Source organism: Pseudomonas sp. ESBL9, assembly GCF_036668715.1.
GTDB lineage: Bacteria > Pseudomonadota > Gammaproteobacteria > Pseudomonadales > Pseudomonadaceae > Aquipseudomonas > Aquipseudomonas lundensis.
Window position 1 is genome coordinate 45,748 of sequence record NZ_JAZEVV010000002.1, and the last position, 15,294, is coordinate 61,041.

Consider the following 15,294-nt stretch of genomic DNA (forward strand, 5'->3'; position numbering starts at 1 on the left):
CCTTTCGACTCATGGACTGATAAATAAAAAGAACACGTAAAACTCACACAAGAGAATTACAGTAACAGCCATAATTATTTTATTTCACATAAAATCAGCTGACTTCGAACGCAGAAATCTATATTTAAGTATATATACGAATGATAAGCCGATCATATTTTTTACTTCGATGGGCCGAGACTAGCCCCCGTTTTTGGCCGACGCAAGCGATGTTGATTCGCTCGGAAGTTTCTACGGATTGAAAGGGAGGCGTCGTACGAAATGCCGGATTTTTGGGCTCCTCGGAGGAGTTACAGAAGGTTGCGATCTTTTTAAAAATCAAAAGACCGCAGCCTTCCAGAAAGTGTAAAAACGCGTCGCCAAAATCGAAGTGTGTGCTTCTACGTTAAATCTGACATTTATCGGCACATCAGCAAATGTGGATTTTGCGTGGAAGCGCGATTTACAGTCTGGTTTTGAATACCTGTTAGCTTAAAAACGTTTTTATACAGCCTGCTCCGGCAACTCCTACACGTTGGGGTTAGGCCGGTGAATTTTGGGTAAAAAAAGGGGAGCACATGCTCCCCCGAGGTTTAAAGCGTTTTAATCAAAGGCGTATCAGGCTTCGATTTCGATCAGGATTTCGCCCGGGTTGACGCGGTCGCCTTTGATTACGTGGATGGTGACGATTTTGCCTGCAATGGCGGCCTGTACTTCGGTCTCCATTTTCATGGCTTCGGTGATCAGTACCGATTGGCCGGCCTTGACGGTGTCACCGACGCTGACCAACACATCGACGATGTTGCCCGGCATGGTGGTGCTGACGTGGCCCGGTTCGCTGGCTTGCTTGCGCTTGCCAATCGCGCTGCCGACGAATTCGTTGAGCGGCTCGAACACCACTTCTTCCGGCATGCCGTCGATGGAGAGGTAAAAGTGACGCTTGCCTTCGGCTTTGACGCCCACTCCGGTGATGTCCACGCGGTAGCTTTCGCCGTGTACGTCGATCACGAACTCAGTCGGTACGCCTTCGCCACCGGCCTTGGTGACGCCGCCCGCTTCCGGGATCGGCAGCAGGGCTTCAGGCACCAAGGCACCCGCCGCACGCTCTTCAAGGAATTTACGGCCGATGTCCGGGAACATGGCGTAGGTCAGCACGTCTTCTTCGGACGTGGCCAGCGCGCCAATTTCACCGCGCAGTTTGACCATTTCCGGCTTGAGCAAATCGGCCGGGCGCACGTCTATCAGCTCTTCGTTGCCAATCGCCTGACGACGCAGCTTTTCATTCACCACGCCCGGCGCCTTGCCGTAGCCACCTTGCAGGTAAAGTTTCACTTCGTTGGTGATGGTTTTGTAGCGCTCGCCTGCCAGTACGTTGAAGAACGCCTGCGTCCCCACGATTTGCGAAGTCGGGGTCACCAGCGGCGGGAAGCCCAGGTCTTCGCGCACCCGCGGGATCTCGGCCAGCACTTCGTTCATGCGGTTCAGTGCGCCCTGCTCTTTGAGCTGGTTGGCCAAGTTGGAGATCATGCCGCCCGGCACTTGGTTGACCTGCACACGGGTATCAACTGCGGTGAATTCGCTTTCAAACTGGTGATACTTCTTACGCACGGCGTAGAAGTACAAACCAATTTCCTGCAACAGCGCCAGGTCCAGGCCGGTGTCGTATTCGCTGCCTTTGAGGGCTGCAACCATCGATTCGGTGCCAGGATGGCTGGTGCCCCACGCGAAGCTGGAGATCGCGGTGTCGATGTGGTCGGCGCCGTTTTCCACTGCTTTGAGCTGGCACATGGCTGCCAGACCGGCGGTGTCGTGGGAGTGAATAAAAATCGGCAGGCTGATTTCAGCTTTCAGTGCCTTGACCAGATCACCCGTGGCGAAGGGTGTCAGCAGACCGGCCATGTCTTTGATGGCGACGGAATCGCAGCCCATGGCTTCCATCTGCTTGGCTTGCGCCACGAACGCTTCGGTGGTGTGAACCGGGCTGGTGGTGTAGGCGATGGTGCCCTGTGCGTGCTTGCCGGCCGCCTTGACCGCTTCGATGGCGACCCGCAGGTTACGCACGTCGTTCATGGCGTCAAAGATGCGGAATACGTCGATGCCGTTGACCGCAGCCTTGGCCACAAATGCTTTGACCACGTCGTCGCTGTAGTGGCGATAGCCCAGCAGGTTCTGACCGCGCAGCAACATTTGCAGGCGGGTGTTGGGCAGTGCCGCGCGCAGTTGGCGCAGACGCTCCCACGGGTCTTCCTTGAGGAAGCGCACGCAGGCATCAAACGTCGCGCCGCCCCACACTTCCAGCGACCAGTAGCCGACTTTGTCGAGCTTGTCGCAGATCGGCAGCATGTCTTCGGTGCGCATGCGGGTCGCCAGCAGCGACTGGTGGGCGTCACGCAGGATGGTGTCAGTTACAAAAATCTTCTTGGACATTCTTATGTTCCTCACAGGCCTGCGTGGGCGGCGATGGCGGCAGCGATGGCCAATGCCAGCTCTTCGGGTTTGCGCTTGATCGAGTAGTTGGTCAGTTCGGGATGGCTTTCGACAAAGCTGGTGTTGAACTGGCCGCTACGGAATTCCGGATTACGCAGGATTTCCTGGTAGTACGCGGCGGTGGTTTTGACCCCTTGCAGACGCATGTCGTCGAGGGCGCGCAAACCACGGTCCATCGCTTCTTCCCAGGTCAGCGCCCACACCACCAGCTTCAGGCACATGGAGTCGTAAAACGGCGGAATGGTGTAGCCGGTGTAGATCGCCGTATCTGTGCGCACGCCGGGGCCACCGGGCGCGTAGTAGCGCGTGATCTTGCCGAAGCTGGGCAGGAAGTTGTTTTTCGGGTCTTCGGCGTTGATCCGGAATTGCAGGGCAAAGCCGCGGTGCTGAATGTCTTCTTGCTTGATCGACAGCGGCAAGCCGGAGGCGATACGGATTTGTTCGCGAACGATGTCGATGCCGGTGATTTCTTCGGTGATGGTGTGTTCCACCTGCACTCGGGTGTTCATCTCCATGAAGTACACCTCGCCCTCGGCGAGCAGGAACTCCACGGTGCCAGCATTCTCATAGCCCACGGCCTTGGCTGCGCGCACAGACAGGTCGCCGATGTAGGCGCGCTGTTCCGGGGTCAGCTGGGGGCTTGGGGCGATTTCGATGAGCTTCTGGTTACGGCGCTGAATCGAGCAGTCACGCTCGAACAGGTGCACCACGTTGCCAAAGCTGTCACCGAGAATCTGCGCTTCGATGTGCTTGGGGTTGACGATGCATTTTTCGAGGAACACTTCGGCCGAGCCAAAGGCTTTGGTGGCTTCGGAGATCACGCGGGGGAAGGCTTGCTCCAGCTCTTCACGGCTGTTGCAACGGCGAATGCCGCGACCGCCACCGCCCGAGGTGGCCTTGAGCATGACCGGGTAGCCAATGCGCTCGCCTTCGAGCAACGCTTCGTGGATATCGGCCACGTTGCCTTCGGTGCCTGGCGTGACCGGCACACCGGCTTTGATCATGCTGCGGCGGGCTTCGGTCTTGTCACCCATGCGGCGAATGACTTCAGCGGCCGGACCAATAAACTTGATGCCGCGCTCTGCGCAGATGTCAGCCAATTCAGCGTTTTCTGACAAGAAGCCGTAACCGGGGTGCAAGGCGTCACAGCCGGTTTCGACCGCCAGGTTCACCAGTTTGCGCGGGTTCAGATAGCCGGCCAGCGGGTCTTCACCAATGCTGTGCGCTTCATCGGCGCGCTTGACGTGCAAAGCATGCCGATCCGCTTCGGAGTAGACCGCGACAGAGCGAATGCCCATCTCGGCGCAGGCACGCACGATGCGCACAGCAATTTCTCCGCGGTTGGCGATCAGGATCTTTTTTATCACTTGGATTTTCCTAAAGCCCATGGAACAAACGACCTGCTAGACCAGGTCGGCACGTGTCCAAATGTGTCTGAACCGTTGTGTCGTCACACTAGACCTGCGCATCGATAAACAAAAATCAATAATTCTTGGGTCATGCATAAGTAACGACTTATAGTCAACCCATCCCCTGCGCTCGGAATAAACGTCAAAAATGCGTAAGTCATTGATGCGTATCACTTTTCGACAACTTCAAGTGTTCAATGAAGTGTGTGACCTGCGTTCTTACAGCCGTGCGGCAGAAGAAATGTCGCTGACGCAACCCGCCGTAAGTCTACAAATTCGTCAGTTAGAAGAGCTGATCGGGCAGCCGTTGTTCGATTATGTGGGCAAAAAGCTGTACATGACCGAAGCCGCTGAAGCGCTTCAGCGCGCCAGTCGCGATATTTTTGGCCGCCTGGAAAACCTTGATATGCAGTTGTCCGACATGCTCGGTTCGCTGCAAGGTCAACTGAAATTGGCGGTGGAATCCAGCGCGAAGTATTTCGTGCCACACCTGTTCGCGGCGTTCAAGCGCCAGCACCCGGAAGTGAATTTGCAGCTCACGGTCGTCAACCGCGCACAAGCGGTGCGCAGGCTGTCGGACAACCGCGATGATCTGGTGATCATGTCGATGGTGCCGCTGGACATGGGGCTAGAATTTTTGCCGTTTTTGAATAACCCGATCGTGGCCGTCGCCCCGCCCGACCACCCGCTGAGCCAGCGCGACACCTTGCATTTGCAGGACCTGGAACCCTTCACGCTGTTAATGCGCGAGCAAGGGTCGGGCACGCGCAGGGCGTGTGAGGAGTATTTCAAGGAGAAGCGCGTGCACTTCAATCAAACGCTGGAGGTGGCGTCGACCGATGCCCAGCGTGAGTGCGCCGTGGCCGGGCTGGGCGTGGCGCTGTTAACGCGCCACGCCGTCAGCCTGGAGTTGGCAACAGGCTTGCTGCGCGAGCTGCCTGTCGAGGAGTTGCCGCTGTACCGCAGTTGGTGCGTGGTGCAGGCCAAAGCCAAGCGCCTGTCACCGGTGGCGCATGCATTCCTGGGGTTTATCCGCAGCGAGCGTCTGCAAATCAGCGCGCTGGTTGAGCGCTTCGACGGCCACTTGCCGACGAGGCTTGCCAATAATTGATGGCGCTCAGGTCCGGGTAGTCGGCTGTTTCCAGGCGCAATTGGCGCTGGTCCGTATGGTCTTCAATCGCACGTCGGAAGGCCATGCGGCGCTGATCTTCCTGTTGGCGGCGGGTTTTGACGGCGCTGTTGCGTTCTTCGTAAGGCTGAGCCATTTCGAGTCTCCCAAGGCGTGTACGGGAGCTTTACGATGGACCAGATTTATGACGAATTGGGGAAGTCGAGATGACAGATGCGTGAAACGCGCTGGGTGCGCCCGCTCTCCCTGTTGAGAAGGGAGAGCGCGAGGGGTTGTTAGTCTTCTATGTTTTTCAGCGATTTAGGCGACAGGCGCAGGCTGCGCAAGCTACGTTTGACGCTTTTCAGGTGGTTGACCAGGCTCGGGCCGCGCGCCATGGCCACGCCCATGGCCAGCACATCGATCACCACCAGGTGCGCAATGCGCGAGGTCAGCGGCGTATAGATTTCGGTGTCTTCGTGCACATCAATCGCCAGGTTGACGGTCGCCAGTTCCGCCAGCGGCGTTTGGCTCGGGCACAAGGTGATCAATGTCGCGCCGCTTTCACGCACCAGATTGGCGGTAATCAACAGGTCCTTGGAGCGCCCTGACTGGGAAATGCAAATCGCCACGTCAGTGGGCTTCAACGTGACAGCCGACATCGCCTGCATGTGTGGGTCGGAGTACGCCGCTGCCGTCAGCAACAAACGGAAAAACTTGTGCTGGGCATCCGCCGCCACGGCACCCGACGCACCAAAGCCATAAAACTCGACGCGCTGGGCCTGAGACATTGCTGTCACAGCGCGCTGCAAAGCGACCGGGTCGAGTTTTTCGCGCACGTCCATCAGGGTGTGGAGTGTGGTGTCGAAAATTTTCAGGCTGTAGTCAGCAACCGAGTCGTCTTCGTGGATGGCGAACTGGCCAAAGCTGGCGCCCGCCGCAAGGCTTTGCGCGAGCTTGAGTTTCAGGTCCTGAAACCCCGAGCAACCAATCGCCCGGCAAAAGCGCACGATGGTGGGCTCACTGATACCCACGCTGTGGGCAAGGTCGGCCATGGAACTGTGCATTACAGCCGCAGGATCAAGCAGCACGTGATCGGCGACCTTGAGTTCCGATTTACGTAACAAGTGGCGTGACTGGGCGATATGTTGCAGCAAGTTCAAAGGGCAGGACTCGGTCTGAAAGGGTTGGATGGCCGGGATGTAGCAATCTTGTAGTTATACTACAAGAATTCGTTTTCTGCCCAACCAATCCACGACTAAAACCGCGGCTTTCTCCCCTATTCAGGCCGCCCGCGCTCTATGTAGCCCTTTTGAGCACTACAAAAAGACTACATCGCTGCGCAATAAATCGCCCAAAGCGGCCGCGTTAATCGGACGACTGATCAAATACCCCTGCACTTCGTCGCACTGTTGCGCCTTGAGAAAAGCCAGTTGCACGTCTTCTTCCACGCCTTCTGCCACGACCTTTAATTCAAGGCTATGAGCCATCGCAATGATTGCCTTGGTGATGGCTTCGTCTTCAGCGCAGCGCCCCACGCCACGAATGAAGGTCTGGTCGATTTTGACGTAGTCCACGGCAAACCGTTTGAGGTAACTGAGGGAGGAATACCCGGTGCCAAAGTCGTCAATCGCCAGTTTGACGCCCAACTGATGCAACTGCTCAAAGGTCGAAATAATGGACTCAACGCTGTCGAGCAGCTGGCTTTCCGTCAATTCAAGCTCCAGATACTGCGGCGCCAGCCCGGATTCTTCGAGCACCTGACGCACCAGACTGACCAGCTTGCCCTGCCGTAATTGGTGCACCGACAAATTGACCGACACCCGTATCGGCGCCAGCCCTTCGCGCTGCCATTGGCAGGCCTGCCGACACGCCTCGCGCAACACAAACTCACCGATGGGCCCGATCAGCCCGGTCTCTTCGGCCAGGCCGATGAAATCGCCCGGCGGCACGCTGCCCAACTGGGGGTGATCCCAGCGCACAAGTGCTTCGGCTCCGTTCATACGGCCCGTCGCCAGACACAACTTGGGTTGATAGAAGACGGTCAGTTGCTGTTCGGCAATCGCTTTGCGCAATTGGTTTTCCAGCTGTAAGCGCTCCAGGGTGCTGTGCTGCAAGCTGTGGCTGAAGAATTGAAAACTGCCGCCGCCCAAGTGCTTGGCTTGGAGCATGGCCTGATTCGACTGACTGACCAGCGTGGCGATGTCTCGCGCACTATCGGGCAGCAGGCTGATCCCCATGGACGCGCTGATGACCAGTTCATGGCCCTCAATCATAAGCGGCCGGCCCAGCTTGGCCAGCAGCCGCGTCGCGACCCGCGCCAGACTGGTCAGGCTGGCGTAGGAGTCGAACAACACAGCGAACTCATCCCCTGACAACCGCGCGATGGTGTCGGCTTCAGGCAGCGCTCTGGTCAGGCGTCTGGCGACTTTGTGCAGGACCTGATCGGCCAGTTCTGATCCTAGACTGTCGTTCAACAGCTTGAATCGATCCAGGTTGATGTACAGCAGGGCAAGGTTACGCGCGCCTTGGCGAGCCCGTTGATTGGCCTCTTCAAGCCGCTCTTTGAACAACAGGCGATTGGCCAGCCCGGTCAGTTCATCGAAGTGCGTAAGGTGGCGAACACGGGCTTCGGAGCGGCGCCGCGCCGACAGGTCGCTGACAAACGCCACGATATGACTGATGCGCCCGTCATCATCACGCACCACTTTCAATTGCAGCCACTGCGGGTACAACTCGCCGGTTTTGCGCGTTTCAACCAGCTCACCCTGCCAGCGGTCCTGCTGTTCCAAAACAGGCTGGATGACCGGGAAGTGGCGCAGCGCATCGCGGCTGCACGCCAGCTCGCTCACGCGGCGGCCGACCAGTTCTTCAACCGCATAACCGCTGAATCGACTGAATGCCTGATTCACCGCCAACATGCGGTAATCCGGGTCGAGGATCACAATGCCCTCGCTGGCCGCTTCAAAGACGGTGGCCGCCAGGCGTCGCTGCTCAGCCTCGCGTAAACGCTCCGCAGCCGGGGACTGCGCCTCTGGCAGTGTCGGCAAAGATTGAGATTTCCCACGACGACGCTGATTGACTTGCCAGCCAGCAACCCCCAGCACAGTCAGAAAAAAACCGAGCCCGGTGCCGATCAACACACCCGACGCGCTAAGACCCTGAATCATTGGCAATATTCTTATCCGTGGATGAGCCAAAAAAGTCGCCCGAGCATACACAAGCAATGCTCACGACCAAACTGAGACACGTCATTAAAAAGACGAAATAACGCCACGCAATTAACAGATGCGCGCCCTGCCTTTTCAAAGACGCGTGTCGAAGCTGCGACAGGCGGCCCGCGGGAACAGGATTGGCGTTTGCCCGGTTTGAGCCAGCACCCTAGAATGCCCCGATGCGCGAAGATCTCTCTCTCTTATTGAATTCCCTCAACGATGCCCAACGTCAGGCCGTCACGGCCAGTGTCGGGCGTCAGTTGGTCCTGGCCGGCGCAGGTTCCGGCAAAACCCGTGTGCTGGTGCACCGTATCGCCTGGTTGATCCAGGTCGAGAACGCCTCACCCCACTCCGTCCTGTCGGTGACGTTCACCAACAAGGCCGCTGCCGAGATGCGTCATCGCATCGAACAGCTCATGGGGATCAACCCGGCCGGCATGTGGGTCGGGACGTTCCACGGGCTGGCGCATCGCCTGCTGCGCGCTCACTGGCAAGAAGCCGGGCTGAGCCAGACCTTCCAGATCCTCGACAGCGACGACCAGCAACGCTTGGTCAAGCGTGTGATTCGGGAACTGGGGCTGGACGAACAGCGTTGGCCAGTGCGTCAGGCGCAGTGGTTTATCAACGGTCAAAAAGACGAAGGCCTGCGTCCGAAACATATTCAGGCCAGCGGCGATTTGTTCCTGGCCACCATGCGCAGCATTTATGAGGCCTATGAGGCCGCGTGCCAGCGCGCAGGTGTAATCGACTTCTCCGAGTTGCTGTTGCGTGCGCTCGATCTGTGGCGCGATAACCCGGGCCTGCTGGCGCACTATCAAAAGCGTTTCCGGCACATTCTCGTGGACGAGTTCCAGGACACCAACGCCGTTCAATACGCCTGGTTGCGCTTGCTGGCCAAGGGTGGCGACAGCTTGATGGTGGTCGGCGATGACGATCAGTCGATCTACGGCTGGCGCGGCGCCAAAATTGAGAACATCTACCAGTACTCCACAGACTTCCCCGACGCCGAAACCATTCGTCTCGAGCAAAACTATCGCTCCACGGCGGGCATCCTCAAGGCTGCCAACGCGCTGATTGCCAATAACACCGGGCGCATGGGTAAAGAGCTGTGGACCGACGGCGGCGATGGCGAAGCGATCAATCTGTACGCGGCATTCAACGAGCACGATGAAGCCCGCTACGTGGTTGAAACCATCGAAAGCGCGCTGAAAACCGGGCTGGCGCACAACGACATCGCCATTTTGTATCGCTCCAACGCCCAGTCACGGGTACTGGAAGAGGCGTTGTTGCGCGAACGCATTCCTTATCGAATTTATGGCGGCCAGCGCTTCTTCGAACGCGCCGAGATCAAGAACGCCATGGCCTACCTGCGTTTGCTTGAAGGCCGTGGGAATGATGCTGCACTGGAGCGGGTGATTAACGTCCCGGCTCGCGGTATTGGCGAAAAAACCGTCGAAGCGATTCGTGAACACGCACGTCACAATGATGTGTCGATGTGGGAAGCCATGCGCCAGCTGATCGCCAATAAAGCGCTGCCCGGCCGTGCGTCGGGTGCCATTGCCGGTTTTGTCGAATTGATCGAAAGCCTCGCGGCAAAAGTCATGGAGATGCCTTTGCATCTGATGACCCAGACCGTGATCGAGCAAAGCGGGCTGATTGCCTACCACCAGGCTGAAAAAGGTGAGAAAGGCCAGGCCCGGGTAGAAAACCTTGAGGAACTGGTCAGCGCCGCGCGCAACTTCGAGAACACGGAAGAAGACGAAGAACTGACACCGTTGGCCGCATTCCTCGGCCATGCGTCGCTGGAGGCCGGCGACACCCAGGCGCAAGAGCACGAAGACGGCATCCAGTTGATGACCCTGCACAGCGCCAAAGGGCTGGAATTCCCCTACGTGTTCCTGGTGGGCATGGAAGAAGGCCTGTTCCCGCACAAGATGAGCCTTGAAGAGCCCGGCCGTCTTGAGGAGGAGCGCCGACTGGCGTACGTGGGCATCACACGGGCCATGCAGAACCTGGTGATGACCTATGCTGAGACCCGACGTCTTTACGGTAGTGAGACCTACAACAAGGTTTCACGCTTCGTACGCGAAGTACCAAAAGGGCTGATTCAGGAAGTGCGTTTGTCCAACAGCGTCAGCCGCCCTTTCGGCGGCGGTCAACAGCAGAGCGCCAGCACCCTGTTTGGGGGTTCGGAGATTCCGGAAACCGAATTCAAACTGGGTCAGATGGTCAAGCATGCGGTATTCGGTGAAGGTGTGATCCTCAACTTCGAGGGCGCCGGTGCGCAGGCGCGGGTGCAGGTCAACTTCTCTGAAGGCAGCAAGTGGCTGATGATGGGCTACGCCAAACTTGAGGCGGTCTGACAGCAACCCGACAGCCATCGGACGATAAGGTAGGCAACATGGGCTCAGGCTTTTTTTCTTCCTGGACATTCTGGGCCCTGTTGTCAGCCACGTTCGCTGCGCTGACGGCGATCTTTGCCAAGGTCGGAATCGAACACGTCAATTCCGACTTCGCGACGTTGTTGCGTACCGCAGTGGTGCTGGTCAGCCTGGCGCTGATTCTTTACGCCACAGGCCAGTATCAACCGCTGAGTTCGATCTCCCCACGCAGTTACCTGTTTTTAGCGTTGTCGGGGCTGGCGACCGGGGCATCCTGGCTTTGCTACTTCCGCGCCTTGAAACTGGGGCCCGCGTCACTCGTCGCACCGGTGGACAAGCTCAGCGTGGTACTGGTGGCGATCATCGGTGTACTGCTGCTGGGCGAAAAACTCGACCTGCGACAATGGGGCGGAATCGGCTTGATCACGGCGGGCGTGGTGATGCTGGCGCTCAAGCGCTAGAGACGCCGTACCGTGGGTCCCACTGAGTCGACAATCGTGTCTTTTCAACGTGAACTACAGAATACAAAGAAACGTCTTACTCTAAATTAGGCAAAAATCCGAAACACTTCACCGCTAGCCAGTCACACCTCACCTGTGCACCATGGCGCGCGTGTCATCCACAAATGGGAATTCCCTTTATGAAACGTTTTCTTAGCATCGCCATGGCGTTGTGCATCGGTTTGACGATGAGTCTCGACGCAAATGCCAAGCGCTTCGGCGGCGGCAAAAGTTTTGGTTCGGCGCCTAGCCACCAGACTCGCCAAGCCGCTCCTGCCTCTCCAGCCGCAGCCCCTGCCGCTGCTGGCGCAGCTGCCAAGGCCGGTGGTGCTTCACGCTGGCTTGGCCCTCTGGCCGGTATCGCTGCCGGCGGCCTGCTGGCTTCCATGTTCATGGGCGACGGCTTCCAGGGCATGCAGATCTTCGACATCCTGATCATGGCGGTCATTGCGTTTGTGATCTTCCGCTTCATCGCCGCGCGTCGTCGCAAGCAACAAGCTGACCTGGCCCCGGCGGGTCACGCACCGATGCAGCGCGAAGCGTTCGACGCCAAGCCAGCCACTGCGTCGATCTTCGGTGGCGGTTCTTCTGCCGCGGCGCCACGCCCGGTCATCAACGCGCCCGCCTGGTTCAACGAGCAGAGCTTCCTGGAAGCCGCGCGCAACCATTTCCAGTCCTTGCAACAGCATTGGGACGCTAACGAAATGGACAAGATCGCTGAGTTCGTGACTCCGCAAATGCTTGAATTCCTCAAGCGCGAGCGCGCTGATCTGGGTGATGGCTTCAACTCGACGTACATCGATAACCTGACCGTTCAGCTGGACGGCCTGGACGATCGCGCCGATAAAACCATCGCCACACTGACGTTCAGCGGCCTCTCCAAAACCTCACGTTTTGATCAGGGTGAAGCCTTCAGCGAAAGCTGGAACATGGAACGCGTTCAAGGTGAAAACCAGCCTTGGCTTGTAGCCGGTATCCGTCAGAACGGCTGATCGATTTCGCTTAACAGGTTGTAACCAAAGCCCCGGACTTGTCCGGGGCTTTGCATTTCACGATTGCACTTATAACGAGCTACTGTATAAAGCGCGTCATATAAAACCGCGCCATTAGAGTATGAGGATTGAGGTCGTGGAAGAGATCATTGAACAATTGCGTGAGGCAAATGAACCCGTCCCGGTTCCTCTGGAACTGCCTGACGAAGATTTGCTGGTGGAAATCGAAGAACAGCTGTTCATCGATATTCCCTTTGTTTTCCGAGAGTTTTTGCTGACGGTCAGCGACGTGGTGTATGGCAGCCTGGAACCGGTCACTGTGACCGACCCGCAATCGCATACCTACCTGCCTGACGTCGCGGCCAATGCATGGGATGCGGGCGTAGACCGCAGCCTGATCCCTATCTGTCAGGACGGCGACGACTACTACTGCGTCGAGGAAGACGGCACGGTCGTGCTGTGGTCCGCCGAAGAAGAGCTGGTTACCGAAGAGACATGGGAATCGGTCTGGCACTGGGCACGGGATGTCTGGCTGGAAAGCTGATACACCCGCCAGCTGCTTTGCAGGAGTGAGCGTGCGCGAGAGGGGCTGAGCACCATCCCCATCACGAGGCAAGCTCGCTCCTGCAGAAGATAAACCAGGCCGCTAGTGGCCCACATCCTTGTGGTTGTCGAGGGTTTCCAGCAAGGCCACTTGCATGCGCGTGTGAATGCGCACGAACCAGCGCCACAACACCGCCGCGACCCCGGCTGCAACCACCGCAATCACGATCAGCAGTTCATTGGTCGGCAAGATACTGGCGGACAAGGCTGACAGCAGCAAGAAGATAACCAGCAACGATAGAATCGGGATCACTTCAGCAATCACGCGACGGACGCGCTGTGTGTGCCGCCCCGCCATCTCGGGTTTAACCCCCATCTCTGCCAAGAGCATCGACAGTGCCTTGAGTTTGCGATACGCCGCGATCAGAAACGGCAGCGACAGCAATAACGCGGCGCCCCAGATCAAGCCATGCTGCCAGCTCGATTTCATCACCCACCCCTGCAAATACACCGCAATGCGAGGGGCGAAATACCCCCCGGCAAAGAATATGGCCATCACCAGGGCCAGATTGACACCCACTTGCAGCAAGATCTTGCGAATCATCGCCGCCAACCGTGCCCCTTCGCCCTGGGGCTGAATACTGCTCAGCCATTCGCCATAGAGCCCGAACACGCGCGACACCCGGTTGGGCATGATCTGCGCCAGCTTGAGCGAGAGCGGATCAGCGGCGCGAATCAAATACGGGGTCATCAGGGTGGTCAGCACCGACACAGCGACCGCTACGGGGTACAGGAAGCTGCTGGTGACCTGCAAGGTCATGCCCAGTGCCGCGATGATGAATGAAAACTCTCCGATCTGAGAGAGCCCCATCCCGACTCTCAGCGAGGTCCGTCCATCATTACCTGCGATAAACGCACCCAAGCCACAGGACAACATCTTGCCCAGTACCACCGCACAGGTAATGACGACTATCGGCAGAGCGTATTCCCACAAGATGGCAGGATCGAGCATCAAGCCGATGGCGACGAAAAAGATCGCACTGAAGAGGTCACGCACCGGCTCGATCAGCCTTTCGATTTTCAGCAGCTGCCGGGATTCGGCCATGATTGCGCCGATCAAAAACGCCCCCAGCACCATGCTGTACTCCAGCTTGACCACGAGCAGACAGAAACCAAAACACAGCCCCAGCACGGTAATCAGTAGCATCTCATTGCTTTCAAACCGCGCTACATAAGCCAGTACCCGGGGTACCAGCAAAATGCCAATGACCAATGCCACGATCATGAACAACGAGAGTTTGCCGACGGTCGAGAACACCTCTTCCGGGCTCACGCTGCCACTGACGGCGATGCTGGAAAGCAGGGCAATAATCCCGATGCCCAAAATGTCCTCGACGATCAGCACGCCAAAAATCAGCTGTGCGAACCGTTCGTTTTTCATTTTCAGGTCGTTCAGCGCCTTGACGATGATCGTGGTCGACGAAATAGCCAAAATGGCGCCGAGGAACAACGCGTCCATGGTGTTCCAGTCGAACCAGCGGCCGATCTCATAGCCGATCCAGATCATCAGGGTGATTTCCATGAACGCCGCGATAAACGCCGTGGCGCCCACTTTGAACAATTTGCGCAGGCTGAACTCAAGCCCCAGGCAGAACATCAGGAATATCACCCCCAACTCCGCCAGGGTTTTGATGGTCTGTTCGTCGTGAATCAGGCCAAACGGTGGCGTATGCGGGCCAATGATGAAACCCGCCACGATGTACCCCAAGACCACGGGCTGCTTGAAACGGTGAAATAGAATGGTCACCACACCTGCGACCAGCATGATGACTGCCAGATCCTGAATAAAACTGATGGCATGCATGACGTGTCGCCTCCTTGTGTGAGTGCTGTCCGGAAACAAAACGACAGACACAGAGGATTACTCTGTGCGTAGCGGACGCTTGAAGTGTAGGAAATACCCTGGAAACGGGCGTTTGCAGGTTAACACCGGGATTTACCGCAGAAAGGCAGCGCAATATGTGGAAACATGTGCGCCAGAGCGTGACGGCAGCCCGTGCGGCAGCGTCCCGTTGTTGAAGCTTTCAAAAAACGCGAAAAGTATCCACAGAGATACCTTTTTCACTGCTGCAACATTACCGCGAGCCTGCTGCTATGGAACCCGGAAACGCCCAACTGTCGATGACGGTCTTGATGACCCCGGACATGGCCAATTTTTCTGGCAATGTTCACGGCGGAACCCTGCTCAAGTACCTCGACGAAGTCGCCTACGCCTGTGCCAGCCGCTATGCCGGGCGCTATGTCGTGACCCTGTCAGTCGATCAGGTAATTTTTCGCGAGCCGGTGCATGTCGGTGAGCTGGTGACCTTTCTGGCCTCGGTCAACTACACCGGCACCACGTCGATGGAAGTGGGGATCAAGGTCGTCACTGAAAACATCCGTGAGCGCTCCGTGCGTCACACCAACAGCTGCTTCTTCACCATGGTGGCGGTGGACGATGATCGTAAGCCGGCGGCTGTACCGCCTTTACAGCCCGTTAACAGCGAAGACAAACGTCGCTTTATCCAGGGCAAACAGCGTCGCCAGATCCGACAGGAACTGGAAAAACGCTATCAGGAATTGAAAGACGAGACGCTGTAAACCTCAGCCGCTCCTGTAGGAGCACGCGTACTGGCGATTC

At 57.6% G+C, this 15,294-nt stretch carries 11 protein-coding genes and 1 pseudogene; 6 read left to right on the forward strand and 6 right to left on the reverse strand.

What is annotated here, in order from left to right:
- Positions 1–597 precede the first annotated feature (597 nt).
- On the reverse strand, positions 598–2,406 hold the full coding sequence (gene oadA / locus V6F78_RS06700) for a sodium-extruding oxaloacetate decarboxylase subunit alpha (RefSeq protein WP_332726884.1): 1,809 nt from the start codon (positions 2,404–2,406) through the stop codon (positions 598–600).
- Between the two features lie 11 nt (positions 2,407–2,417).
- Complete coding sequence (locus tag V6F78_RS06705; RefSeq protein WP_047279055.1) at positions 2,418–3,833, reverse strand: acetyl-CoA carboxylase biotin carboxylase subunit; 1,416 nt, start codon at positions 3,831–3,833, stop codon at positions 2,418–2,420.
- 190 nt (positions 3,834–4,023) lie between these two features.
- On the opposite strand from V6F78_RS06705, the gene V6F78_RS06710 reads away from it, so the two are divergent.
- Complete coding sequence (locus V6F78_RS06710; RefSeq protein WP_047279710.1) at positions 4,024–4,986, forward strand: LysR family transcriptional regulator; 963 nt, start codon at positions 4,024–4,026, stop codon at positions 4,984–4,986.
- On the opposite strand, the gene V6F78_RS06715 is transcribed toward V6F78_RS06710, so the two are convergent.
- From V6F78_RS06715 to V6F78_RS06725, 3 genes and pseudogenes are all read right to left on the reverse strand, one after another.
- A complete protein-coding gene (locus V6F78_RS06715; protein WP_080963843.1) occupies positions 4,928–5,140 on the reverse strand; it encodes a PA3496 family putative envelope integrity protein in 213 nt (70 codons plus the stop codon). The genes V6F78_RS06710 and V6F78_RS06715 overlap by 59 nt on opposite strands.
- A gap of 139 nt (positions 5,141–5,279) precedes the next feature.
- A complete protein-coding gene (hexR, locus tag V6F78_RS06720) occupies positions 5,280–6,146 on the reverse strand; it encodes a transcriptional regulator HexR (protein ID WP_047279049.1) in 867 nt (288 codons plus the stop codon).
- Between the two features lie 156 nt (positions 6,147–6,302).
- Positions 6,303–7,979: pseudogene (locus V6F78_RS06725) on the reverse strand (putative bifunctional diguanylate cyclase/phosphodiesterase); the annotation flags it as partial.
- Between the two features lie 398 nt (positions 7,980–8,377).
- Between V6F78_RS06725 and uvrD the strand changes: the two are divergent.
- The 4 genes from uvrD (at position 8,378) to V6F78_RS06745 (ending at position 12,615) form a co-directional block, all read left to right on the forward strand.
- Positions 8,378–10,561, forward strand: a complete 2,184-nt coding sequence (gene uvrD, locus V6F78_RS06730; protein ID WP_048376886.1) for a DNA helicase II — start codon at positions 8,378–8,380, stop codon at positions 10,559–10,561.
- A 38-nt stretch (positions 10,562–10,599) separates the two neighbouring features.
- On the forward strand, positions 10,600–11,040 hold the full coding sequence (locus V6F78_RS06735) for an EamA family transporter (RefSeq protein WP_047279712.1): 441 nt from the start codon (positions 10,600–10,602) through the stop codon (positions 11,038–11,040).
- Between the two features lie 179 nt (positions 11,041–11,219).
- The gene (locus V6F78_RS06740) at positions 11,220–12,071 is read left to right on the forward strand and encodes a Tim44 domain-containing protein (RefSeq protein WP_047279043.1); all 852 of its coding nucleotides are present in this window, start codon (positions 11,220–11,222) and stop codon (positions 12,069–12,071) included.
- 136 nt (positions 12,072–12,207) lie between these two features.
- Entirely contained in the window at positions 12,208–12,615 is a 408-nt protein-coding gene (locus tag V6F78_RS06745) for an SMI1/KNR4 family protein (RefSeq protein WP_014720555.1), read from the forward strand.
- Positions 12,616–12,717: 102 nt separating this feature from the next.
- On the opposite strand, the gene V6F78_RS06750 is transcribed toward V6F78_RS06745, so the two are convergent.
- Complete coding sequence (locus V6F78_RS06750; protein ID WP_047279039.1) at positions 12,718–14,478, reverse strand: cation:proton antiporter; 1,761 nt, start codon at positions 14,476–14,478, stop codon at positions 12,718–12,720.
- A gap of 290 nt (positions 14,479–14,768) precedes the next feature.
- On the opposite strand from V6F78_RS06750, the gene V6F78_RS06755 reads away from it, so the two are divergent.
- On the forward strand, positions 14,769–15,254 hold the full coding sequence (locus V6F78_RS06755) for an acyl-CoA thioesterase (protein ID WP_047279223.1): 486 nt from the start codon (positions 14,769–14,771) through the stop codon (positions 15,252–15,254).
- Positions 15,255–15,294 lie beyond the last annotated feature (40 nt).

Bases quoted from the DNA above. Each gene is read 5' to 3' on its own strand.
- V6F78_RS06735 (WP_047279712.1), top strand. From the start codon at position 10,600: ATGGGCTCAGGCTTTTTTTCTTCCTGGACATTCTGGGCCCTGTTGTCA.
- V6F78_RS06715 (WP_080963843.1), bottom strand. From the start codon at position 5,140: ATGGCTCAGCCTTACGAAGAACGCAACAGCGCCGTCAAAACCCGCCGC.
- V6F78_RS06710 (WP_047279710.1), top strand. From the start codon at position 4,024: ATGCGTAAGTCATTGATGCGTATCACTTTTCGACAACTTCAAGTGTTC.
- V6F78_RS06750 (WP_047279039.1), bottom strand. From the start codon at position 14,478: ATGCATGCCATCAGTTTTATTCAGGATCTGGCAGTCATCATGCTGGTC.
- V6F78_RS06755 (WP_047279223.1), top strand. From the start codon at position 14,769: ATGGAACCCGGAAACGCCCAACTGTCGATGACGGTCTTGATGACCCCG.
- oadA (WP_332726884.1), bottom strand. From the start codon at position 2,406: ATGTCCAAGAAGATTTTTGTAACTGACACCATCCTGCGTGACGCCCAC.
- V6F78_RS06740 (WP_047279043.1), top strand. From the start codon at position 11,220: ATGAAACGTTTTCTTAGCATCGCCATGGCGTTGTGCATCGGTTTGACG.
- uvrD (WP_048376886.1), top strand. From the start codon at position 8,378: ATGCGCGAAGATCTCTCTCTCTTATTGAATTCCCTCAACGATGCCCAA.